Here is a 22,287-nt window from a genome sequence, read left to right as displayed (position 1 = left end):
CAACACTTAACGACTCAGTCTTAACTCAACAGCGCCAGTAAATCTTCGGCGTTACCTTGCCACGGCCCTTGAGTGCCATCGGATAAAATGCTGTCGGCCAAACCTTGTTTATGCTGCTGCATTTCTTGAATTTTCTCTTCAACCGTGCCCTGGGCAATTAACTTATACACAAATACCGGATTAAGCTGACCAATACGGTGAGCCCGATCGGTTGCCTGACGTTCAGCGGCAGGATTCCACCAGGGGTCAAAGTGAATAACCGTATCAGCCGCAGTTAAATTAAGCCCTGTACCACCGGCTTTTAAGCTGATTAAAAACACCGAGTTATCGCCTTCTTGAAAAGCATCTATCTGGGGTTGGCGGTCGAGTGTTTGGCCGGTTAATTTACTGTAGCGAATACCCAGGGTTTTAAGTTCATCTTCAATCAACGCCAGCATACCGGTGAACTGACTGAAAATAAGGATTTTACGGCCCTCTTCAATCATTTCTGGCAGGTTTTGAATTAACCAGGTGAGCTTGGCGTTGTCTTTCACATGTTGAGCTTGCTCAAGTTTAACAAGGCGTGGATCGCAACAGGCCTGACGTAATTTTAGCAATGCATCTAAAAACTCAATATGGCTGCTCGACACCCCTTTTTTGGCAAATAATTCACGAAGTTTTTTCTCCATCACTAAGCGGATAGACTCATACAAATTACGCTGATCTTTCTCAAGCTCAAGTGTTTGGATAATCTCAGTTTTTTCAGGCAGCTCAGACACCACTTCTTTTTTGGTGCGCCGCAGCATAAACGGCGAAATTCGCTTACTGAGCAATACTGACTTTTCTACATCCGCTTGCTTTTCAATCGGCCCACGAAACTCTTTATTAAAGTAAGTGTGCTGACCTAATAAGCCCGGCAAGCAAAAGTCCATCAATGATTTAAGCTCGCCTAAATGGTTTTCCAGCGGCGTGCCTGACAAACATAAGCGGAATTTACCCTTTAAGGTTTTAATCACTTGGGTCACTTTAGCTTGGGCATTTTTGATCTGCTGAGCTTCATCCAAGATGATATGATCAAATACATAATCACTGTAAATCGCTTCATCGCGCAGCATTAACGGGTAGGTTGTCACCACCACATCAAAATCATCGATTTGCTCTAACAATGGCTGACGTTTATTACCATGAATCACCACCACATTCAGTGACGGGGCAAACTTGTTGGCTTCTTTAAGCCAATTACCTACCAAACTGGTTGGGCATACAATTAAGCTGGTGCGATGCTGTGTGGCCTCTTGCTTGGCTTTTAGTAAAAAAGCCAAAGTTTGAATGGTTTTACCAAGGCCCATATCATCGGCCAAAATACCGCCCAGTTGATACTCTTTTAAAAAGCACAGCCAATCAAAACCTTGTTTTTGATAATCACGCAATGTGGCATGTAAGCCGGTGGGTAAATCAACTGCCGTGACACCTTTAAATTCAGCTAATTTTGCTGCCAGATTGCGCACCCGTTCGCCATTAAGTAAACGCACATCGCTGGCAGACAAGTCATTAAGAATGTGAGCACGGTTACGCGGTATTGTCAGCTGCTCGCCCGAATGACGGTTAAACAATTCTTGAATAATAGAAATCAATGGCTTAATGGTTTTGGCTTTAATTTTAATAAAGCCGCCATTTGGCCCGGGTAAAATCAATTCGTCTTCGTCGGCGGGTTCACCATTTTGTTGTAACCAACGGGCTACCAGTGCTAATAAGGGGACATTTTGACCTTCAATATCGGCGCTCAACGACAGCGAAAACCAGCCTGATTCATCATCGTCAACCAAATCTACATCTAGCTGCGCATCGACAATTTTTAAGTCAAAGTCATCTTCAAACTCAATGTCTACACCTAATGCAGTTAATGCCTCTAGGCCATTTTCAGTTAAATCAGACCATTCAAAAATAGATTCTGGCAACAAGCCCACGCTTAAATAATACTCAGGCTGATTGGCATATTCACTGGGAATAAAACTCACTAAGCCAGCTTCCGTCAAGGCTTGTAAATTGGCTAATTCTTGTTCTACTTGACGATGCACTTGATATTGAACACTGCCTTTTTTGACCAAACTGATGCGTTCAGGTTTAAGTGAGGCATTAAAACTGACATCGCCATAATGTTGCTCTACTCGGATAACCGGCTGTAATACGGGATTATTGGCATAAATTTCGCGAGTAAAAACCAATTTGGTTTTGAGTGGGTCGTTGATTTCGCAAAAATCAATTTCACTTGGCACTGGTACCGTTTTGGGTGAAAAGTGTTGCAGCATTTTGTGGCTAATTTGGTCAACCTGCGCCAGAGGTACAGGCGGCATATGTTGCAATAAACCTAGCTTTTTGGCCGATAAATCGGTGTCGATTTTGCCTAGGCGTAAATAATCGAGCTCAGCATACAATGGTGGCTCTGTGGCAATAAATTCCCAGTTTTCAAGGCCGGGCATGCGCATTTGCATTTGCGTGTGTTTTTTATCGAGTTCACACCAAATAAACTCTGGCGCGATTGATTTAGCCCAGGTGAGCGGGGTGCGATTTTCTTCCCAAAAGCACACTTGCTCAGCGAGCATTTTGGTTAACGCTAAATAGGATATTTCACCGTCGATATAAATTTTTGAGCCGTGGTTATTTGACGACAATAACAAGCTAATGATTTGTTTATCTTCAGGGTCAATCCACCAGGGCATACTGTAACGAATATCAGTTAACGCTAGCTTGCTGCCTTTATTATATTGACCTTTTTTATTGAGTTTACTGCGTTTGAATTCGACAAAAATACCATTGGGGTCATTAGATAATACATAGATAACGCGATCTTTCTCTTCTTGATCATCGTCATATTCACTGACCGTTTTTTGTTCGTCAAGCTGGCGTAACCACTGATATATACGCTGTTCTTCTACTGGCTTTTTGTCTACCAGCGCCAGCATGGCCGCGGCAACATGTTTACAATTACTGCGAACAGGGCAAGTGCAATGCGAGCGCATAACAATTTTGTGGTTGACATTAACGAGGGTGATTTCTTGACGGTAAGGCTCATCTGCAGAGCCTTCGACATAAGCTTCGATATCATGATTATTACTGCTGGCAGTCACTTCAAGTACTCGACCCTGGATCAAGTAGTTTTGTGCTTTTTGAATTTGCGTGGCCGAAAACAGTTTCGCAATCATCTCTAATGAAAGCTTAATGGGAAGATTAAACAGTTTCGCCGACATCAATATACCTAATAAAAAACCAGCAGATAAATTATCACTGCTGATAAAAAGTTAACTTACCATTCTATGGAAGAAAGCAGACAATATCTAGGGTCTGTTGAACTTTCAAGGTTGTTTTTGCAACAAACGCTGCCTGAAAGGTTCGGCTTAAAACATTTTACTCTTTGTTGAATGATGCTTTGCGAATAAAGAGTTGCTTAGATAACTAGGCATCAATCCATTCGCCTCGATTAACACGTTTTTAACTCGAACCCAATTCAACCAGCAAAGATCAACAGGCCTTAGGCAAATCTGCGCGTCAATAGCGAGTCGTTATCGGTGCAAAGAGCTGTTTGAAATGCATTTACTATCCAGAGTTGAGGTTGATTATTCACTTAGTACGTAGGGGGTTAATGAAAAGTTTACTCTGGGCGTGAAAACAAAAAGCGCGGCCTATTTCGATAAAAGCAGATGATGTTGATACATTGTTTGGTAAAAAGCCAATGGGTATTCATGCGTCCTTGTGAGTTACCAATATTCACACAACAGATTGATTAATAACATGAGTAACCAAGGCGAACACACCAGCCCTGCTTTTAAACGGCTTAGCTGTTGCCGATAATTGTGTAAAGTCGCATCGTTAAGATGAGAAATATCACCGGTATTAAACGATTCCATCAACATCACTTCGGTGCCTTTTTGTGCTTGTCCCATTTTACTGCCAACGCGCTGACACTCATCATACACCTTTGGATAATTGTCCTTAATATAATGGCAAATATATTGAGTCACCCTATTTAATCGATAAACAAAAAATCCCAACGAAATCGCAGTTAATAGCAACCAACTCAGCAACACCATTCTTGACCCTCTCGCGGTACATAACATACTCAAAAAATAAAAACTAACGATATCAGATGGCTAAAAAGACAACTCTGAGTAAATAACTTGAACTCTGGATAAATAGAGAAATCTCCACAGTAGGACAAAAAAAGTAAAACCAAGTTCAATATAGGGTATCAATGAGTAGATCCACGGCTTAGTAATCAATATATGGTTGTATGAGCGTGAAACATCTACGTGACGTTTAGTCATATCCATAAACGAATGAGACTCAATAACGCCAACCAACAATAAATGGATTTAAAACACCGTACGTTATTGATGGTGTTTTGGTTCAATGGATTTAGCCTTGCAATAAATACTCTTCGGCTTTTTCAATGCTGCGCGGTTTACCCACTAACATCAAAATATCATTACGCCTTAAAATCCAGTCTGCAGGCGGTGGGTCCATTTCTTCACCACGTCGGCGCACGGCTCTTAACTCAACATCTAAGGTTTGCCACGGTATATCGGCAACCGTTTTACCTACCGCACTGGCGCCATTGGCTAACGACACCGCATGTAATAAATCGAGGGTAAAATCGGTTTCAGTACCAGAAAAAAAGCCGTGCAAATATTGGTAATGGTTACGGCGCTCAGACTCTAAGCGCTTAATAATCCGAGTTAACGGCACACCGCATTTAAACAGCACTTGCGACACTAACATCAAGCTCCCTTCAAGTGACTCAGGGATCACTTGCGTTGCTCCTGCCTCTTTAAGCTCATGTAAATTAGCATCATCGCGAGTGCGCACTAAAATTTTAACCTCTGGGGCCAGTTTTCGAGCCACGGCTAAACACTCTTCAGACTGCCTTGGCTCGCAAAAAGTCACCACCACAAGGCTAGCCTGTCGAATCCCCATTTTCTTTAATAACGCCATACGACAAGCGTCGCCAAAGTAAATATTTTCTCCCGCCGCTCTAGCCTCTGTCACACGCGTTGGGTCTAGGTCCATCACAATGTAGGGTACGGCTTCAGTTTTTAAAAAGCGGGCTATCGTTTGCCCCACCCGGCCGTAGCCTAAAATCAGCACGAAATCGCTCTCATCATTGATGGGTAAATTAACCTCTAATGGTTCATTTTGTGGCTTTTTATGGCCTCCCGTGAGCTTTTTAGCAATATCAATACTATGACGAATAAGCCACGGCGCTATCGACATTGAAATCACCGCAACGGCCACGAGTACCGTGCTGACTTCTGTTTCGAGTAATTGATAGTTCACCGCCAGTGCTAATAATACAAAACTGAACTCACCCACTTGAGCTAAGCTGATAGCGGTACTTAATGCGATTTTGCCATTCTCACCCACCAATTTCAGTAAGCCGTATATAATCATCGCTTTAGCCAACACCACACTCACTAGGATCAGTATCACTTGCCACCAATATTGCATCACTAAGTTAAAGTCGAGCAACATGCCTATCGAGATAAAAAACAACCCCATGAGTAAATCACGAAACGGCCTAATATCGGCCTCTAACTGTCTACGATATTGGCTCTCACCTAACAACATACCGGCAATAAATGCTCCCAATGCCATAGATAACCCTAGCCACTGGGTAAATGCACCAGTGACTAACGCCACCACCAAAGTAGACAATACGAATAACTCGTTTGAACGCGATCGCGCGACTTCATCGAAAATACGCGGCAAAATCCATTTACCAAACGACATTAACCCTAAAAACGCTAAAATGCCGGTGAGCAACCCCCAAGCAATGGCATTAAAGCTCATTTGGGTGCCATCATTGGCAAGTAACGGCATTAATATGAGTAAAGGCACTACGGCTAAATCTTGAAATAACAACACACTGACAGATAACTCACCGTGGCGTCTGCGTAACCAGTTTTGTTCATTAAGCAGTTTGAGCACAATGGCGGTTGACGACAATGCTATCGCCGAACCAATAACGACAGCGGCCACTAAGTTTTGCCCAACTAACATGGCAATGCCACCCGCCACCAGTGCGGTCACAATCATTTGCGCACTCCCTAAGCCAAACACGGTGCGGCGCATGGCCCATAGCCTCGGGACCGAAAACTCAAGGCCTAGAGTAAACATCAATAGCACCACCCCAAGCTCGGCAACTGACTGCATTTGCAACTGGGTAAACCAATGAAAACCACTCGGGCCGCTAACGACGCCTGTTAACAAGTAGGCCAATATGGCAGGCAACCCCATACGTCGTAATAATGCAATCGCCACAATTGCAATCACAAGCATTGAGAGAATATGAATAAAAATGCTGTGTTCCATTACGGTATGGGCTCCTTGTCAAAAAAATGTCGAAAGGGAATTTACGCATATTTAATCTCTACAGTAAATCATCAAACAACTAATAATTATAGAATTTTTTTCATGGGCACGATTATTGCTAAAACAAAGTAATTAGTTGTAACGTACTGGGGTAAATACTATGGATTTCGCATCTACATCAGAGCTGTATCCTGAAGACTACTGGTACCGTTCAGACGCTTACTTGAATATGGACTTAGAACTTGACCTTATTCACGTAATTCAACAACTACATGGAAGTTTAGATCCTAGGACAGTTTTTGCCTGTTTCGGCAAAATTCTAGGACAACATTTGCCGATTAAAGGAATGCAGTTGACTTTGGACAAACAAAAGTTTGTCTGGGGACGTCATTACGGTATTGAACTGCAACGCACTATTGTAGACAAACAAGACCTATTTGTCGTGACCTATCAGTTAGCGGCGCCGCTTAGACCGGCTCAAGCTAGTATATTAGCACGACTAGAAAGCATGCTTATTCAGCCACTTAATAATGCACTTAAATACCAAAGCATGTCTAACCAAGCTATGTTTGATGCATTAACAGGGCTAGGCAACCGTTATTACTATCGCCAAGCAATTGAAACAGCCTTAGCTCGTGCCAATCGTTTTCAAGGTCAGGTATCGTTAATAGTGATTGATTTAGATAAGTTTAAACAACTTAACGATTGCTACGGTCATAAAGCGGGTGATTTTGTTTTAGTCGGCTTTGCTGAGTTAATTAACGAAGCGATTCGTAATACCGACCAGGCTTTTAGACTGGGCGGCGACGAGTTTGTCATTATTACTCAAGGTGATGCTGAAGCGGCAAAAATTGTCTGTCAGCGGATTATAGATATGATGCCAAAACATGCTGAGCTCATTGAGTATGACATTCAATGTAGCTTAGGGGTTGCTGAGTCAATTCCTCCGCAAGATGCTGATAATTTGTATGACCGAGCAGACAAAGCCATGTATACCGCCAAAGCCGATGGACGTAATTGCTATCGCATTAGTGGAGATAGCTAAACGATCCGCTGTACTGTATTGCGTTTGAGCAAGCAACTAATTGATTATGTCGCCCTTAATCTGCATAGATAAGGGCATATTAGTCATTAGTTTATTACATACCGCGAAGCTGAATTCGCCTTAAAAACTCGGTCATCACACGGTCATACACCAAGTCACCTAAAAAGAGGTCTTCTACCCCATGGTCAATACTTGGGTTATCATTTACCTCTATCACATAAGCTTTGCCATCGATTTCTTTTAAATCAACGCCATAAAGCCCAGTGCCAATCAAGTTTGACGCCTTAACCGCTGCATCGACAATATTATGCGGTACCATTTTTAAATCGATACAATCAAAGTCGCCACTACTCACTCGACCACTTTGATGGTGTTGATAAATCTGCCAATGACCACGGCTCATAAAATAACGACAAGCATAGATTGGTTGGCGATTTAACACGCCAATGCGCCAATCATAATCGGTTGGCATAAAGGCCTGCGCTAAAATGAGCGCGCTGTGAGCAAAGATTTTTTCAGCTTGCTCAAGCAAGGTTTGGCGGTCTTTAACTTTCACCACCCCCAGTGAAAACGCCCCGTCGGGTACTTTTAGCACTATGGGTAAACCTATAGCATTAATCACATCGTCAGCCCAGTTTTTATCCGACGCTTTAAAAATCACACTTTTAGGTACTGGCACTTTATGCTTATTTAGCAGCTCAGTTAAAAACACTTTGTTGGTGCATTTCATAATGGATTCGGGGTCGTCCATCACAATTAAACCAAGCTGCTCAGCCGCTTTGGCAAATCGATAAGTAAAGTTACTAATGTTAGTGGTTGAGCGAATAAACAAGCCGTCAAACTCACTCAAGCGCGCTAGATCGTGTTTGCCTATTTGCACTAAATCCATACCAATACGATTGGCTGCTTTAGTGAATAATTTAAGTGCAGACTTATCTGACGGCGGCATTTTTTCATGCTCGTCCACCAGCATTGCGATTTCATAACGGTAGCGTTTTGATGGTTTAGGTAATCGCCACACTTTTTGCGAAAATACCTCAAGGTATTGAGCAAATAAGTCTTGCTCAGGGTCAGTTAAATCTTGAAATGCAGCAGGCTCGATAACGTCGACTTGCCAACGACCAGATATTTTTAACAAATTCACTTGCAATACCGGCACGGTAAAACGTTCAAAAATTTTGCGGGCAATTTTATCAAGTGACGGGTTATCACAATAACCAAAAAACACCTTCATCGAAATATCGGTAACGCTGTCGGGCAATTTATCTAACCCCGCTTGTGGCAGGCTAAAAAAACGGTCTTGAGATAAATCATTAATGGTCATGACTCTCGGAATAACACGATGGCCACGCGCCTCCGCCATGAGCGAGCAATAATACCCTGTGCTCAAATAATCGTAACTACGACATAGGTTAATCACTTGCATCGCGCTTTGATCTGCAAATGCCCCCATCTCTAAATAATCATGAACCGTGACCATATGATCACTAGGCAAATAAGGACGCCAATCATTGACATCGTCGGTGACAATTAAAAACTGAGCCATAAATATCTATTGCCTCTTATGCGGTTTAGCGCGTAAATTAACCCACTAGTTGTTTGCCATTTCGAGCCGACTCATGCTGCTGCGCCAAGCTAACCTCACCGACTTACCCCTACTCAATAGCATTGAAAATAATGCCTTTAACGGCGATAAAATTAGCCCTCGACAAATGAAACGTTTTATCAACTCGCCATTAGATTATTTATTAGTCGCCGAGGTCGATGGCATCATTGCCGCTTATGCATTGGTGCTGTTTCATCGTGGCACTCGCCTCGCTAGGCTGTACTCAATTGCCGTTGCGACTGAGTTTAGAGGCCGCAATATCGCTTTTGAGCTTGTTAAGCGCTGCGAGCAAACAGTTGTCGAACGTGGCTTTATTACATTACGCCTCGAAGTGAGAAACGACAATATCGCCGCAAAAAATCTTTATTTAAAAATGGGTTATAAGGTGCTTAAAACCTTAGTGCATTATTACGATGACCTGGCCGATGGCGTGCGAATGCATAAACGCCTAGACCCGCCGGGGCCAAGCAAAGTGATAAAAATGCCCTTGTATGTACAAACCACGCCGTTTACCTGCGGCGCAGCATGTTTAATGATGGCGATGAGTGCGGTAAAACCACAATATAACCCCAGTCGAGTGGATGAGTTAAGTATTTGGCGCGAAGCCACTACCATATTTATGACCAGCGGCCATGGCGGTTGCAGCGTGCATGGCTTAGCCTTGGCGGCTATCAAGCGAGGCTTACAGATTGCCATTTACAGTCAATCTTCGTCGGTACCATTTATTGATAGCGTGCGCGATAAAAACAAAAAAGCCGTTATCACCCTAGTACACAATGATTTTTGCCAGCAGTTGGCTTCACAACACATTGTGGTGCATAACGCTTCGCCCACAATCATTCAGTTAAAACAATGGATAGACCAAGGATGTGTGGTGCTGTTGATGATCAGCACCTATCGTTTTAATGGAGAAAAAGGCCCACATTGGGTGGTTTTAAGCGGTTACAACGAGCAATTTATGTTTATCCACGACCCGTTTGTTGAGGCGCAAAAAGATGCGATAAACGCCGCTTACGTACCCATCAGCCAGGCAGAACTTGCACAGGTCATGCAGTATGGTAAACAGAAACAAGTTTCTTGTTTAGTGGTAAAATCATCTTTGGCTTAAGATGGTTAAGCTTTTTATGGCCAGCGGCCACTAACGTCGTGGCGCTTCGCCCACACCAGACCAAAAGGAAACCAACGGCTGTTCCCTCTTTACTCTTTATAAAAGAATTGGCCCAGCCGCCATATCAAAATTATCATTCTTGTTATTAAACGATAGCTGCGATAATTTCGCGACGTGGTCAGATCCAGCTTTTGACCGCATTTGAAGTCTGCTTCGGCCACCTCTTTATGGTAAAGAATGAAAATGCTAACGCTTCAGATGGGGCGTCCCTTCCCCTCTAAAGCTAGCTCGCCATCCTTGGCTAGCTCACGTCATTTTCTTCAACGGCCTCAAGTTCAGGGCTATCTGATCATTTATAAGCTAAACAGCAGCGGATTTTGGGCAAAAATCACTTAGGATTAGAAGTATGGGTGGAATAGTTAGTTTTTCTTGATTTTATAAAGAATCACACCTTATTGGCGCGCATTAATGAATACAATCAAAAGATGATGAAAGCTGGGTGATTTTGGCGTTGTAAAGCATTTTGATCGATATTGATATTACATCGACTGTAATGGTCACATATTGAGTGAAAAACCCTGTTCTTTCAATGCCATTTCTATTTTCTCAATAGCTCTTTTACCTATGCCGTCTATATTCAAAAGCTTACATTTAGGATAATTTATCAACTGCTCTATCGTTGATATGTTTTTAGAGACAAGAGGGTTGGCTATATTAGATTTAATATTAAGATTATAAATGCTAGCCGATGACTCTAGTCCCTTATATTCAGTAAACCATGAGCCATTTAGATAATCTTCAAGGTGTTGCTCTATAAGCTCTTTATCTTGTCTTGCTTGTTCAATCGAGTAATTTTTTGAATGCCTAACATGTCTGAAGATACGAGTAACCGCAGTTTCAAAGACCTTTGATGCTGTACTTTTGGGGCATTTTAATTCTGCTGCAATAGATGATATTGCAGCTCCATTTAAAATCCTCGTTATCAAAAAATGACGATCTTCATTAGTCAACTTCATAAATTTAACTCTGAATCTATATTTTTAATTCTTTCAAGGTGTTTTTCAGGAGCCATTTTATTAGATAAAAATCCAACAAAAACAACATCATTTTCTCTCTTTAAATAATAGAAAACATGCTTACCATCTGGAAATCTATAACCATCTCTAGAAACCTCATCAATGGACAATCCCAGATTTGGATTATTGGCTAAAGCTTGCATTCTTTTTCGCAAGATCTCTTTATATTTTAACCATTGTGGATTTCCCCACTTTTTGATTGTGTACTTGCGAATAGACTCTAAATCTTTTCTTGCATGACCTCTAAGTAAGAATGGAGTATTCTTCATTAATCATACTTTCCAGAATCTAACTCATCCAAAAAGTCATTCCCGTCCATAAGGTCATCTTCATCAATATTTTCAAAGCGTGATCGAACAAGCTCCATTTTCAATTCTTCAAAACGGTTGTATTCTTCACTGGAGACAATCACTGCGACAGGGTTGCCGTTCTTTTTAATTTCAATAGGTTCCGATTGAACTTTCAAAAGCATCTTACCGAAATTAGTTTTTGCTTCGTTTGCATTTAGTGTAAACATCTAAAGACCCTCATCTTGATTACACACACATTAACACAACCGACCAAATCAATCAAATCGAACGATATTTTCGTTTTTAACGTTACCCAAATTGGGAGGTGCTATATCCAATAACAACACAGAAATGGAACAGCGCCATACTTATACAGTTACTTGTGTTGGTGATGACATGAAAACGCGCTCTCCATTTTTAAATTATATCGCTGATTATATGTTGGTACGTCAGTACTCATTACGTACCGTGGATACGTACCTAAAATGGATTGCATCTTATATCCATTTTCATGATAAGCGCCACCCCGCCTCAATGGGAGACAATGAAGTCGAACGCTATCTAGAGTACTTAGTGTTAAAACAAGACGTTGCACCACGAACGCAAGCCACGGCACTCAATTCCTTGTCATTTCTATACAAGCACATAATAAAAAAGAGCTTTCGTTAAACTTAAATTTTGCCCGCAGTAAAAAACAAACAAAACTACCTGTAGTTATGACGCCACAAGAAGTTAAGCTGCTTATGACTCACTTGAATAAGAGAAAACAATGCCCCCCATGATTTGAAAAATAGCCACTAACGTCGTGGTGGCCGCAAACCGTACGCCGCTTTTAATAAAAAAGGAGGCTGTCGCCTCCTCTCTTTATCCAACTAGCTAACACTACTTACCATCTTGCGCTCGACGCTTTTTAAAGTCTGATTCTTCAAGCCATTTTGGCCAGTCGTTGTTGTTGGCAAGCTTTTCAATAATGTCACTGATTAAAGTAAGATCCTGCTTTACGCCGCCTAAATGCCAACTGGCGTCATAATCGTCTGCGCCCTGATGATATTTATGAGCAATATAATCAGGGTCTGTGTCGCCTAAGCTCATAAACAACAATCCAGGGACCCCTTGCTGCGCAAGCGCAAAATGGTCTGAGCGGAACATTAGGCCGTTTTGTGGACGAGGGTCTGCTTTAACCACACGGCCTTGTGCTTTGGCGGCGGCATCTAAATAATTTTCAAGTTCAGACACGCCTTGACCATATCGCAAAATGTAATCCACGCCATTGCCAACGTTCATACCATCGATATTAAGAAATGACACCAACTGTTTAGTTGGTACCGGTGGATTTTCAGCAAAGTATTGCGCGCCAATCAATCCGGTTTCTTCTGCTGTGAACGTTGAAAATAAAATTGAGCGTTTGGGCGCGCTGGCTTGGTCGGTAAAATGACGTGCAAGCTGTAATACACCAGCCACGCCAGAAGCATTATCCACTGCACCGTTTAAAATAACCGTTTTACCGTCTTCTATGGTTTTGCCTAAATGATCCCAATGAGCGTGCATGACGAGCCATTCATCGGCTTGTGAACTGCCGGGTAAAATGCCGGCAACGTTATAAGAGGTCGCCAATTCGATTTGATTTTTGAGGGTTAAATTGGCGTTAAGTTTAAGAGGTATCGCTTTAAAACCAGGCTTTGCGGCGCTGAGTTTCAACGTGTCGTAATCAAGGCCTGCTGCGCTAAAGATTTTTTGTGCACTAGGGTGCGAAACCCAGCCCATAACCCCGATGTGCGATTGGTTTTTGTGGTTATCCACTAAGGTGTATTTGGTATTGGTATTGCTGTTTTCAACCACGTTCCAGCCATAAGCCGCTGGCGCGGTTTCGTGCACAATAAACACGGCTTTGGCGCCCTGCCTTGCAGCTTCTTCGTATTTGTAGGTCCAGCGGCCATAATAGGTCATGGCATTACCCTTAAACACGTTTGGGTCTTGTGTGGCAAAGCCTGGGTCGTTAACTAACACAATAACAGTTTTGCCTGTGACATCAACATTGGCGTAATCGTTCCATTGATATTCTGGGGCATTAATACCGTAACCCACAAACACAACGTCGCTGTTGTCTAATGACACTTGAGGCTGAATTTGTTCGGTGCGGGCAGTAAAATCTGGACCATTTTTAAGCACCACATCAGCAATGGTTAGCTGCATGGTTTGATCGGCCGTAATTTTAGCCATAGGCACGGCTTGACGATAGCTGTCACCAAAGCCCGGTTTTAGCCCTATTGCTTTGTATGCTTTTTCTAAATATTCAACGGTCAGTGTCTCGCCCTTAGACAAAGGCCCACGACCTTCAAATTCATCACTGGCGAGGGTTTCTACATCGTGACGGTAGGTTTTTTCATCAAATTGAAATGGCGTGGCGTTAACGCTTGGTACTAAAAACGCACCCAATACAGCTAATAAACGAAAGGTATTCACAGACAACATCCTTTGTTAAATATTAAGAAAATGATTGTAGCAATGGCCCGGCATTAGCGCGGACTTCATCCTGCTAGAACGCTTTGAGCAATAAAGGCTAGACTCACCAATATAGTCTGAAGTAATAAACAGTGCTACCGCTTTTATCGTCTCTAGTCGCAAAGTGGCGTAGCACCTAAGCGTTTTATAACTTGTTATTACCTTGCACCTTTAGTGCGCTTCACCGAAAGTTAAAAGTGGCACACTAAGGCCGGGTTGGCCTGGCGCTGCCAGGTAACGTTTGTCTATCCATAATCCAATGGCGGCAACTAACACATCACCGTAAAAAATTAATGGTATTTGCTGGCGACGCCAAGGCGGGACCTGACACTCCTGCCAGAGCTTTTTAAGCTCACGTGGTTTGCTGCGCTGCGATGTTGCAAACTGTGGCTGACATTTAATTGAGCCTGCTGCACCAAATTTTACCGTCACCAGTTGCTCTAAAGGCAAGGCCAGTCGCGGTATGACTGCAGAGCCATCTTGCTGCGTGAGCTCTTGCGTCTGTATTTGTACACTAAAACTCTGTTGCCCTATGTTGCCCGAGGCTTGATTAAGCTCGCCTGCTAATACCGCCCGAATATCACTTTGCAAACGCCCTGCCTCTACTGGGGCTAATGCTAGATTGGTCAAGGCATAAGCGACATTGGCAAAACGTTTAACTTGATAATCGCCCCATTGTATTGCCACCTTGGCATCCTCTTTTGCCTCAAGCAGTTGTGTCAATATTTGCTGCAATTGCGATTGCGATGGCAAACTCACACCGCAATGTTGTAAATAACCTCGAAACAGCAATGCTTGCCAAGCTGGGCTTATTTGACTCAACTGCGCCAGTTTAAACCCAGTTGGCTCTGTGATTAATCCCGCTGTATTGCCTGGTAAAGCTAACCAATGGGGTAAGCGAATACTGACTTCATCATCAATCACTTGTTGCTGCTCGGCGCATAAAGCGGCGCTTCTTGCCGCTGTGCTGGCAATACTTGGCCAACGTTGCTTTAACCGTGGAATAATCTCTAATCGCAGAAAATTGCGGTCGTAACTGTCGTCTTGGTTGCTTTCATCTTCGATGTGATTTAACCGATATTGAGCTGCAAATTGCTCAATTTGCTGCCGACTAATCGTTAATAGTGGCCTTAGCAGCCATGACTGCTTATACACTTGCAGTGGTGCCATTGCCCCTAACCCTTTTGGCCCCTGGCCACGCTTTAAGGCCAGCAATAGGGTTTCGAGTTGATCATCTTGATGATGAGCGGTAAGTAAAATATCAGCTGGATTAAGGTAACGATCAAACGCCTCATAGCGCGCATCACGGGCTTTAGCTTCTAAGCTTTCCCTTGGGCCTTTTTCTACCTTAACCCGCTCTATTTGTACCGGCAGTTGGTAATGAGTAGCACGGCTAATACAGTGCTCAACCCACACATTGGCATTAGGGCTTAAACCGTGATGCACGTGAATAAGCAAACATGCAATGTGTGGATGTTTTTGGGCAAAGGCACTTAACCCAAACGCTAAGACTTCTGAGTCGACACCGCCACTGTAAGCCAGCACTAACTTAGGTGCATGGGCATTGAGTTGCACGCCTTGTTGGTACAAAGGCAGGACACTGTTCTCTATTAAGGTTAACAGTTGTGCGATTGTGATATTGTCAGACGGCAGCGTGGCATGAGTCATGATATTTGCCTAATTAAAGGTAATTTTGACGTTATGTGAACCGAGTAATCGTTCAAGCGATAGCATTAATTCATCACTTGGGTTTACCCGCCATTCATCACCTAAAGTAATCTTCCCGCTCGCCTCTGGCTTGATATAATTAATCACCACTGGCACCGCGCCATTACGCCATGGCGTGAGGGTTTGCTCAAATGTATCTAACCACTCAGGGTTAATATCGTTGCCTTGTACATTAATTTCAACTGCTTTGGCAAAGTGGCTTCGGGCCTCACCTATATCAATCACATTACGGGCATTCATGCGGTTGCCGCCAGAAAAGTCATCAAAGCTGACATCACCTTCGCAAATTAAAATGCGGTCTTTTTCAAGCAAATGACCAAACTTTTCAAACGGCTCGGTAAATAGCATGATCTCTAATCGGGCGCTTTTGTCGTCAAGGGTAACTAACCCCATTTTTGAGCCGCGTTTAGTGATCATTACTCGGGTTGCGACAACCAGCCCTGCCGCCTTAACGGTTTTGCCACGCTCGGTTGGGTGAATGTCTTTTAAACGGCCGTTGGTGTATTGCTTGAGTTCTTTTAAATACTGATTTATGGGATGCCCAGTCAAATACAGCCCTAGGGTTTCACGCTCGCCTTCTAACCAAATTTTGTCTGGCCATGGCGTACACTGTACAAAATTTTGTTTACTGTCTTCTGGTTCGCTATTGAGTAAACCAAACATATCATGCTGGCCAATGGCTTCTGCCTTGGCATGCTGTGCTGCGGCGCTGATGGCTTCGGGTAATGTTGCCATCATTGAGGCGCGATGTGGACCTAGCGTGTCTAATGCCCCTGCTAAAATGAGTTTTTCGATGACGCGTTTATTGAGCTTTTTTAAATCAACGCGGGCACAGAAATCAAATAAATCGATAAACGGTCCATCTTTGCGAGCTTCTAAAATCGAATCGACAGGGCCTTCACCCACACCTTTAATGGCGCCAATGCCGTAAACAATATTAAGGTCGTCATCAACGGTAAACTTAAATAAGCCTTTATTCACATCGGGCGGAATAAGCGGTAACCCCATACGTTCGCACTCGTCAACCAAGGTAACGATTTTGTCGGTGTTATCCATGTCGGCAGACATAACTGCCGCCATAAATTGCGCCGGATAGTGAGTTTTAAGCCACAATGTTTGGTACGACACTAAAGCATAAGCGGCCGAATGCGATTTGTTAAAACCGTAACCGGCGAACTTTTCTACCAAGTCGAAGATTTTCATCGACAATTCGCCGTCGATGCCGTTATTAACAGCCCCTTCTTTAAAGATACTGCGCTGCTTGGCCATTTCTTCTGGCTTTTTCTTACCCATTGCACGGCGCAACATGTCAGCACCACCAAGGGTATAACCTGACAACACCTGAGCAATCTGCATAACCTGTTCTTGGTATAAAATGATGCCGTAGGTTGGAGACAATAACTCTTTCAATGATTCGTGTTGATATTCAGAGTCTGGGTACGACACCTCTTCACGGCCATGTTTACGTTCAATAAAGTTATCAACCATGCCTGATTGCAAAGGGCCTGGGCGAAACAGTGCAACCAGTGCAATCATGTCTTCAAAACAATCGGGTTGCAGGCGTTTAATGAGGTCTTTCATACCGCGAGATTCGAGCTGGAAAACCGCGGTAGTTTCGTAACGTTGCAACAATCTAAAACAGGCAGGATCATCAAGACGAATCGCCTCAATTCGCACCGGCTCTTTACCCTCTTTGGCTAAGCGCGGATTTATCATCTGCAGCGCCCAGTCAATAATGGTCAACGTCCGTAAACCTAAAAAGTCGAACTTAACTAAACCCGCGGTTTCAACATCGTTTTTGTCGAACTGGGTAACGGGGTTTAAGCCTTCTGCATCACAATATAATGGCGCAAAGTCAGTGATACGTGTGGGGGCAATCACCACACCGCCGGCATGTTTACCCGCGTTACGTGTCACCCCTTCTAAGCGGCGACACATATCAATAAGTTCTTTTACGTCTTCGTCGGCAGCATAGGCTTCAGGTAACGATGGCTCAACCTCAAAAGCCTTGGCTAAAGTCATTCCTGGTTCTGCCGGGATCATTTTTGTTAAGCGTTCAACAAAACCGTATGGATGGCCTAATACTCGACCAACATCACGCACTACCGCTTTTGCCGCCATGGTGCCGAAGGTAATAATCTGTGATACCGCTTCACGGCCATAGAGATCAGCAACGTGATCAATCACCTCGTCACGACGGTCCATACAAAAATCGACGTCAAAGTCGGGCATCGAGACACGTTCAGGGTTTAAGAATCGTTCGAAGAGTAAATCGTATTCGAGAGGATCTAAATCAGTAATTTTAAGCGCATAAGCAACCAATGACCCAGCGCCAGAACCACGACCTGGCCCAACCGGAATACCGTTATCTTTACCCCACTGAATAAATTCCATTACGATGAGGAAGTAACCAGGAAACCCCATCTGGTTAATCACTTTGAGTTCAATTTCAAGACGCTCATCATACTCGCCACGTTTATCAGCGCGAACTTGTTCATCAGGAAACAAAAACTCAAGACGTTCTTCTAAACCTTTACGCGACACTTCAACAAGAAAGTCTTCAATCGATAAGTCACCGGTGGGGAAGTTTGGTAAAAAGTACTCATGTAATCGAATGGTGACGTTACAACGTTTAGCGATTTCAACGGTATTTTGTATCGCCGAAGGGATATCACTAAACAACTCGCACATTTCTTCCTGACTGCGAAGATATTGTTGGTCGCTGTAGGTTTTAGGCCGACGAGGATCTACAAGGGTAAAACCATCATGGATCGCCACGCGGATTTCATGGGCTTCAAAGTCATCTTGTTTTAAAAACACCACTTGGTTAGTGGCAACAACCGGCAAACCTCGGCTTGATGCAAGCTCAACCGCCATGTGCAGGTAACGTTCTTCATCGGCCCGCCCGGTTCGGATTAATTCTAAATAGTAGCGGTCGTTAAAGTGTTGCTGGTAAAAACTCACTAAAGCGTCAACCTGGTTTTGGTTGCCTTTTAATAACGCTTTACCCACATCGCCTTCTTTGGCACCCGATAAAATAATCAGCCCACGGTTAAATTTAACCAGCCAATCTTGATCAATCACCACCCTGCCATCGATTTGCCCACGCAAATAGGCTTCACTGATTAATTGGGTGAGATTTTGATAACCTTCATTGTCCATCGCAATAATGGTTAACGCGCAAAATTCTTTGTCAAACCCTGGGGTTTGCACCCAAAAGTCAGCACCGACTATGGGCTTGATGCCTGCGCCATGGCATCCACCATAAAACTTTACAAGGCCGCAAAAGTTGTTTTGATCAGTTAACGCTATCGCTGCCATATCAAGGCTTTCAGCCGCTGCAATAATGGGCTTAACTTTTGCGACGCCGTCGGACATCGAAAAATCACTGTGAACGCGCAAATGAACAAAACGAGGATCGGACATAGATTAATTATTCTTCGAAAAAAGATGAATGTAATAACATGAAAAAGCGGAGTTTAGACTATCAAACTAACCTAGTTTCGCCAATGAAAACTAGGTTATTGTCTTTAATATCAGGATTTATTCTGCAGTAAAATACACTCAGCCACAGGTTTAAAGCTTTTACGATGTTGTGGCAATACGCCGTGCAATGCTAAGGCTTCAAAATGGGCTTTAGTCGGATAACCTTTGTGTTGGGCAAAGCCATATTGAGGATACTGCTGATCGAGCGTATCCATTTCTGCATCTCGAGTCACTTTGGCAATAATTGAGGCAGCGCTGATGGCAGCCACTAATCCATCACCTTTGATAACCGCATGGCTAGCAATACCAAAGTCAGGTACACGATTACCGTCGACTAGCACGCGTTGTGGCTGAATACTTAACCCGGCAACCGCACGTTGCATGGCTAACATGGTGGCATGCAAAATATTAAGCTCATCAATTTCTGTAGGGCTAGCGCGGCCAACACTCACACTCAGAGCATTGACCATAATATCTTGGTATAAGGCATTACGGCGTTTTTCACTGAGCTTTTTAGAGTCATTTAAACCCGCAATAGGTTTATTAGGATCTAAAATCACAGCTGCGGTCACCACGTCGCCCACTAGTGGACCTCGGCCAACCTCATCAACCCCCGCAACCACACCTTGTGATATCAGGGCAACTTGCTCTGGAGTGATGTTTTTTATCACAACAGGGACTGAATCATGGTTGGTCATGTTGAAGGGCCTGTTGTCAATAAAGCATCTACGGCATCAGCTGCACGTTCGCTGGCATTACATTTAAGCAATTGATGCAATTGTTCAAAACGGGCATTTAACGGTGCAAAATCTTTATTAAGCTGATCAATTACCGCATCTGCAATTAATTGTGGTTGGCAATTCGCTTGCATCAACTCAGGTACAATTGTTTCGTTTGCCAATAGATTAGGTAAAGAATAATTGCTGATATTCATCATCCGAATGGCAATGGCATAAGTGATCGGGCTTACACGGTAAGAAACCACCATAGGACGCTTAACCAACATTGCTTCTAAAGTCGCGGTACCAGACGCTAATAAAATACAGTCTGCTGCAGCCATCACTTCACGGGAGTGACCATCAATGAGATGAATTTCTAAATCTGGAGCATATTGTTTTAAAGCTTCAGTAAATTGCTGTTTACGCGCCTCATTCACCAGAGGCGTCACTAACTTAATATCTGGATAGGCTTGTTTCACCAACACAGCAGCTTTAATAAAAGGTTCGGCAAGCTGGGCTAGTTCACCACCACGAGAACCAGGCAATACAGCAAGGTATTCTGCAGTTGGGTCGAGACCTAACTCTGCACGAGCGGCTAATTTATCACTGTGCATCGGAATGTCATCTGCCAAGGTATGGCCAACAAATGTGCAAGGGACTTGATGTTTATCGTAAAACGCTTTTTCGAACGGCAATAAAGACAACACCATGTTGGTGGCTTTAGCTATTTTAAAGATGCGTTTCGGGCGCCATGCCCACACTGAAGGGCTAACATAATGCACCGTTTTAATGCCTTTAGCTTTTAACTTAAGTTCAAGGCCGATATTAAAATCAGGCGCATCAATACCAATAAAACAATCTGGTGATAGTGCGGTAATTTGGTTAATTAAACTTGAGCGGATATGAAGCAATCGTGGTAAGCGCGATAACACTTCCACTAAGCCCATTACTGCTAACTCTTCCATTGAAAATAAACTTTCAAATCCAAGCGCTTGCATGCGCGGACCACCTATGCCGATGAAACGAGCATCAGGATGGCGTTTTTTAAGTGATTTAACTAAGCCTGCACCTAAAATATCGCCGGAGATTTCTCCGGCGACAATGGCAAAGACTTTTTGAGAACGTTGAGTCATCGTGTCTTCTATCGAATAATGCCGCGACCTGGATGATTAATAAATGCCATAAAGGCTTTTACATTTTCATCTTTTTCGGCCATGTCACTGACTTCGGCGTTAGCTTCTTCAATGGTTAAGCTCTTACGGAACACTGCCTTATAGGCATTTAAAATGGCGCGTTGGCTTTCTTTACTAAAGCCACGACGTTTTAAGCCCTCAAGGTTTAATCCACGTGGAGCGGCAGGTGAGCCGGCTGCCATCACAAATGGTGGCACATCTTGTAATATAAGAGACGCCCCCGCTGTGAAAGCGTGATTACCGATACGCACAAACTGATGCACGCCCGTCATACCGCCAAGAATAACCCAATCACCTACATGTACATGGCCAGCAATTGAGGCATTGTTAGCCATTATGACATTATTTCCCACAACGCAATCATGTGCGATATGAACATAAGCCATAAATAAACAGTTTGACCCTATACGGGTTTCATTGTTGTCTTGTGTGGTACCGCGGTGGATAGTCACAGACTCACGAATGATATTGTTATCACCGATAATTAAGCGTGTTTGTTCGCCAGCATACTTTTTGTCTTGGCACTCTTCACCGACTGAGGCAAATTGAAATATACGGTTGCCTTTACCAATGACAGTTGGGCCTTTAACAACGACATGAGAGCTTATCCATGTGTCGTCGCCAATTTCAACGTTTTCGCCAATGTAGGTCCAAGGGCCTATCGTTACATTTTGTCCGATTTTGGCTGTTGGGTGAACAAATGCTAATTTATCTATCACTTTGTAATCTCTCTACGTGCGCACATAATTTCAGCAGAACAAACCAGTTCTCCGTCAACTAAGGCTTCACCAATAAATACACCAATGCCACGGCGCTCTTTAATCATTTTGACGTGGAAATGTATTTGATCGCCTGGTTCAACAACCCGTTTAAAACGCGCTTTATCGATACCCGCAAAATAATACAATACGTCAGGAGAAGGCTCTGAGCTCATGGTTTTAAACGCAAGTAAACCTGTAGCTTGTGCCATTGCTTCTAAAATCAATACTCCCGGCATGACCGGCTGTACAGGAAAATGGCCTTGAAAAAATGGCTCATTAATTGTGACGTTTTTTATCGCATGTAATTGCACACCTTTGGTGAAATCAAGCACACGATCGATTAACAAAAATGGATATCTATGAGGTAGATATTTAAGGATCTCTTTAATATCCATGGTGTTTAGTTGGTTTGACACACTACATTCCTT

General features: G+C 43.3%; 17 protein-coding genes. 3 read left to right on the top strand and 14 right to left on the bottom strand.

Annotated features, from left to right (window positions below; all coding sequences use genetic code 11):
- Window positions 1–20: 20 nt before the first annotated feature.
- The 3 genes from PQR79_RS00185 to PQR79_RS00175 all read right to left on the bottom strand — a co-directional run bounded on the left by PQR79_RS00185 (window position 21) and on the right by PQR79_RS00175 (window position 6,345).
- The gene (locus PQR79_RS00185) at window positions 21–3,227 is read right to left on the bottom strand and encodes a DEAD/DEAH box helicase (protein WP_238106100.1); all 3,207 of its coding nucleotides are present in this window, start codon (window positions 3,225–3,227) and stop codon (window positions 21–23) included.
- 507 nt (window positions 3,228–3,734) lie between these two features.
- Entirely contained in the window at window positions 3,735–4,067 is a 333-nt protein-coding gene (locus PQR79_RS00180) for a hypothetical protein (protein WP_238106101.1), read from the bottom strand.
- 325 nt (window positions 4,068–4,392) lie between these two features.
- Entirely contained in the window at window positions 4,393–6,345 is a 1,953-nt protein-coding gene (locus PQR79_RS00175; protein WP_238106102.1) for a monovalent cation:proton antiporter family protein, read from the bottom strand.
- A gap of 160 nt (window positions 6,346–6,505) precedes the next feature.
- Here PQR79_RS00175 and dgcS point away from each other — a divergent pair, with 160 nt between their 5' ends.
- The gene (gene dgcS / locus PQR79_RS00170) at window positions 6,506–7,390 is read left to right on the top strand and encodes a diguanylate cyclase DgcS (protein ID WP_238106103.1); all 885 of its coding nucleotides are present in this window, start codon (window positions 6,506–6,508) and stop codon (window positions 7,388–7,390) included.
- Between the two features lie 94 nt (window positions 7,391–7,484).
- On the opposite strand, the gene PQR79_RS00165 is transcribed toward dgcS, so the two are convergent.
- On the bottom strand, window positions 7,485–8,936 hold the full coding sequence (locus tag PQR79_RS00165; RefSeq protein WP_238106104.1) for a RimK family ATP-grasp domain-containing protein: 1,452 nt from the start codon (window positions 8,934–8,936) through the stop codon (window positions 7,485–7,487).
- Between the two features lie 73 nt (window positions 8,937–9,009).
- Here PQR79_RS00165 and PQR79_RS00160 point away from each other — a divergent pair, with 73 nt between their 5' ends.
- Window positions 9,010–10,104, top strand: a complete 1,095-nt coding sequence (locus PQR79_RS00160; RefSeq protein ID WP_238106105.1) for a GNAT family N-acetyltransferase/peptidase C39 family protein — start codon at window positions 9,010–9,012, stop codon at window positions 10,102–10,104.
- Between the two features lie 557 nt (window positions 10,105–10,661).
- Here PQR79_RS00160 and PQR79_RS00155 read toward each other — a convergent pair.
- The 3 genes from PQR79_RS00155 to PQR79_RS00145 are packed head-to-tail and all read right to left on the bottom strand — an operon-like array spanning window position 10,662 to window position 11,697.
- Window positions 10,662–11,120 (bottom strand): DNA-directed RNA polymerase subunit alpha C-terminal domain-containing protein, encoded by a 459-nt coding sequence (locus tag PQR79_RS00155; RefSeq protein ID WP_238106106.1) that lies wholly within the window; start codon window positions 11,118–11,120, stop codon window positions 10,662–10,664.
- A complete protein-coding gene (locus PQR79_RS00150) occupies window positions 11,117–11,449 on the bottom strand; it encodes a type II toxin-antitoxin system RelE/ParE family toxin (RefSeq protein WP_238106107.1) in 333 nt (110 codons plus the stop codon). The genes PQR79_RS00155 and PQR79_RS00150 overlap by 4 nt, the downstream gene beginning before the upstream one ends.
- A complete protein-coding gene (locus PQR79_RS00145) occupies window positions 11,449–11,697 on the bottom strand; it encodes a type II toxin-antitoxin system Phd/YefM family antitoxin (RefSeq protein WP_238106108.1) in 249 nt (82 codons plus the stop codon). The genes PQR79_RS00150 and PQR79_RS00145 overlap by 1 nt, the downstream gene beginning before the upstream one ends.
- 169 nt (window positions 11,698–11,866) lie before the next feature.
- Here PQR79_RS00145 and PQR79_RS00140 point away from each other — a divergent pair, with 169 nt between their 5' ends.
- Window positions 11,867–12,139: a phage integrase N-terminal SAM-like domain-containing protein gene (locus PQR79_RS00140; RefSeq protein WP_238106109.1), complete on the top strand. Its 273-nt coding sequence runs from the start codon at window positions 11,867–11,869 to the stop codon at window positions 12,137–12,139.
- Window positions 12,140–12,352: 213 nt separating this feature from the next.
- On the opposite strand, the gene PQR79_RS00135 is transcribed toward PQR79_RS00140, so the two are convergent.
- The 7 genes from PQR79_RS00135 to fabZ all read right to left on the bottom strand — a co-directional run bounded on the left by PQR79_RS00135 (window position 12,353) and on the right by fabZ (window position 22,275).
- Window positions 12,353–13,942: a M28 family metallopeptidase gene (locus tag PQR79_RS00135; RefSeq protein ID WP_238106110.1), complete on the bottom strand. Its 1,590-nt coding sequence runs from the start codon at window positions 13,940–13,942 to the stop codon at window positions 12,353–12,355.
- A 201-nt stretch (window positions 13,943–14,143) separates the two neighbouring features.
- Entirely contained in the window at window positions 14,144–15,640 is a 1,497-nt protein-coding gene (gene tilS, locus PQR79_RS00130; RefSeq protein WP_238106111.1) for a tRNA lysidine(34) synthetase TilS, read from the bottom strand.
- 9 nt (window positions 15,641–15,649) lie between these two features.
- The gene (gene dnaE, locus PQR79_RS00125) at window positions 15,650–19,126 is read right to left on the bottom strand and encodes a DNA polymerase III subunit alpha (RefSeq protein ID WP_238106112.1); all 3,477 of its coding nucleotides are present in this window, start codon (window positions 19,124–19,126) and stop codon (window positions 15,650–15,652) included.
- Between the two features lie 110 nt (window positions 19,127–19,236).
- Window positions 19,237–19,884, bottom strand: a complete 648-nt coding sequence (gene rnhB / locus PQR79_RS00120) for a ribonuclease HII (RefSeq protein WP_238106113.1) — start codon at window positions 19,882–19,884, stop codon at window positions 19,237–19,239.
- Window positions 19,881–21,038 (bottom strand): lipid-A-disaccharide synthase, encoded by a 1,158-nt coding sequence (gene lpxB, locus PQR79_RS00115; protein ID WP_238106114.1) that lies wholly within the window; start codon window positions 21,036–21,038, stop codon window positions 19,881–19,883. The genes rnhB and lpxB overlap by 4 nt, the downstream gene beginning before the upstream one ends.
- Window positions 21,039–21,046: 8 nt before the next feature.
- Window positions 21,047–21,817: an acyl-ACP--UDP-N-acetylglucosamine O-acyltransferase gene (lpxA, locus tag PQR79_RS00110; RefSeq protein WP_238106115.1), complete on the bottom strand. Its 771-nt coding sequence runs from the start codon at window positions 21,815–21,817 to the stop codon at window positions 21,047–21,049.
- Window positions 21,814–22,275 carry a 3-hydroxyacyl-ACP dehydratase FabZ gene (gene fabZ, locus PQR79_RS00105; protein WP_238106116.1) on the bottom strand — a complete coding sequence of 154 codons (462 nt, stop codon included), beginning with the start codon at window positions 22,273–22,275 and terminating at the stop codon, window positions 21,814–21,816. Before fabZ ends, lpxA begins: the two co-directional genes overlap by 4 nt.
- Window positions 22,276–22,287 lie beyond the last annotated feature (12 nt).

Source organism: Shewanella metallivivens, assembly GCF_028750675.1.
Taxonomy (GTDB): domain Bacteria; phylum Pseudomonadota; class Gammaproteobacteria; order Enterobacterales; family Shewanellaceae; genus Shewanella; species Shewanella metallivivens.
This window is presented reverse-complemented; position numbering and strand designations above follow the sequence as displayed.

Bases quoted from the DNA above. Each gene is read 5' to 3' on its own strand.
- PQR79_RS00180 (WP_238106101.1), bottom strand. From the start codon at position 4,067: ATGGTGTTGCTGAGTTGGTTGCTATTAACTGCGATTTCGTTGGGATTT.
- PQR79_RS00155 (WP_238106106.1), bottom strand. From the start codon at position 11,120: ATGAAGTTGACTAATGAAGATCGTCATTTTTTGATAACGAGGATTTTA.
- dgcS (WP_238106103.1), top strand. From the start codon at position 6,506: ATGGATTTCGCATCTACATCAGAGCTGTATCCTGAAGACTACTGGTAC.
- tilS (WP_238106111.1), bottom strand. From the start codon at position 15,640: ATGACTCATGCCACGCTGCCGTCTGACAATATCACAATCGCACAACTG.
- PQR79_RS00185 (WP_238106100.1), bottom strand. From the start codon at position 3,227: ATGTCGGCGAAACTGTTTAATCTTCCCATTAAGCTTTCATTAGAGATG.
- PQR79_RS00140 (WP_238106109.1), top strand. From the start codon at position 11,867: ATGAAAACGCGCTCTCCATTTTTAAATTATATCGCTGATTATATGTTG.
- dnaE (WP_238106112.1), bottom strand. From the start codon at position 19,126: ATGTCCGATCCTCGTTTTGTTCATTTGCGCGTTCACAGTGATTTTTCG.
- lpxB (WP_238106114.1), bottom strand. From the start codon at position 21,038: ATGACTCAACGTTCTCAAAAAGTCTTTGCCATTGTCGCCGGAGAAATC.
- PQR79_RS00150 (WP_238106107.1), bottom strand. From the start codon at position 11,449: ATGAAGAATACTCCATTCTTACTTAGAGGTCATGCAAGAAAAGATTTA.
- PQR79_RS00165 (WP_238106104.1), bottom strand. From the start codon at position 8,936: ATGGCTCAGTTTTTAATTGTCACCGACGATGTCAATGATTGGCGTCCT.
- PQR79_RS00160 (WP_238106105.1), top strand. From the start codon at position 9,010: ATGCTGCTGCGCCAAGCTAACCTCACCGACTTACCCCTACTCAATAGC.
- PQR79_RS00145 (WP_238106108.1), bottom strand. From the start codon at position 11,697: ATGTTTACACTAAATGCAAACGAAGCAAAAACTAATTTCGGTAAGATG.
- rnhB (WP_238106113.1), bottom strand. From the start codon at position 19,884: ATGACCAACCATGATTCAGTCCCTGTTGTGATAAAAAACATCACTCCA.
- PQR79_RS00175 (WP_238106102.1), bottom strand. From the start codon at position 6,345: ATGGAACACAGCATTTTTATTCATATTCTCTCAATGCTTGTGATTGCA.
- PQR79_RS00135 (WP_238106110.1), bottom strand. From the start codon at position 13,942: ATGTTGTCTGTGAATACCTTTCGTTTATTAGCTGTATTGGGTGCGTTT.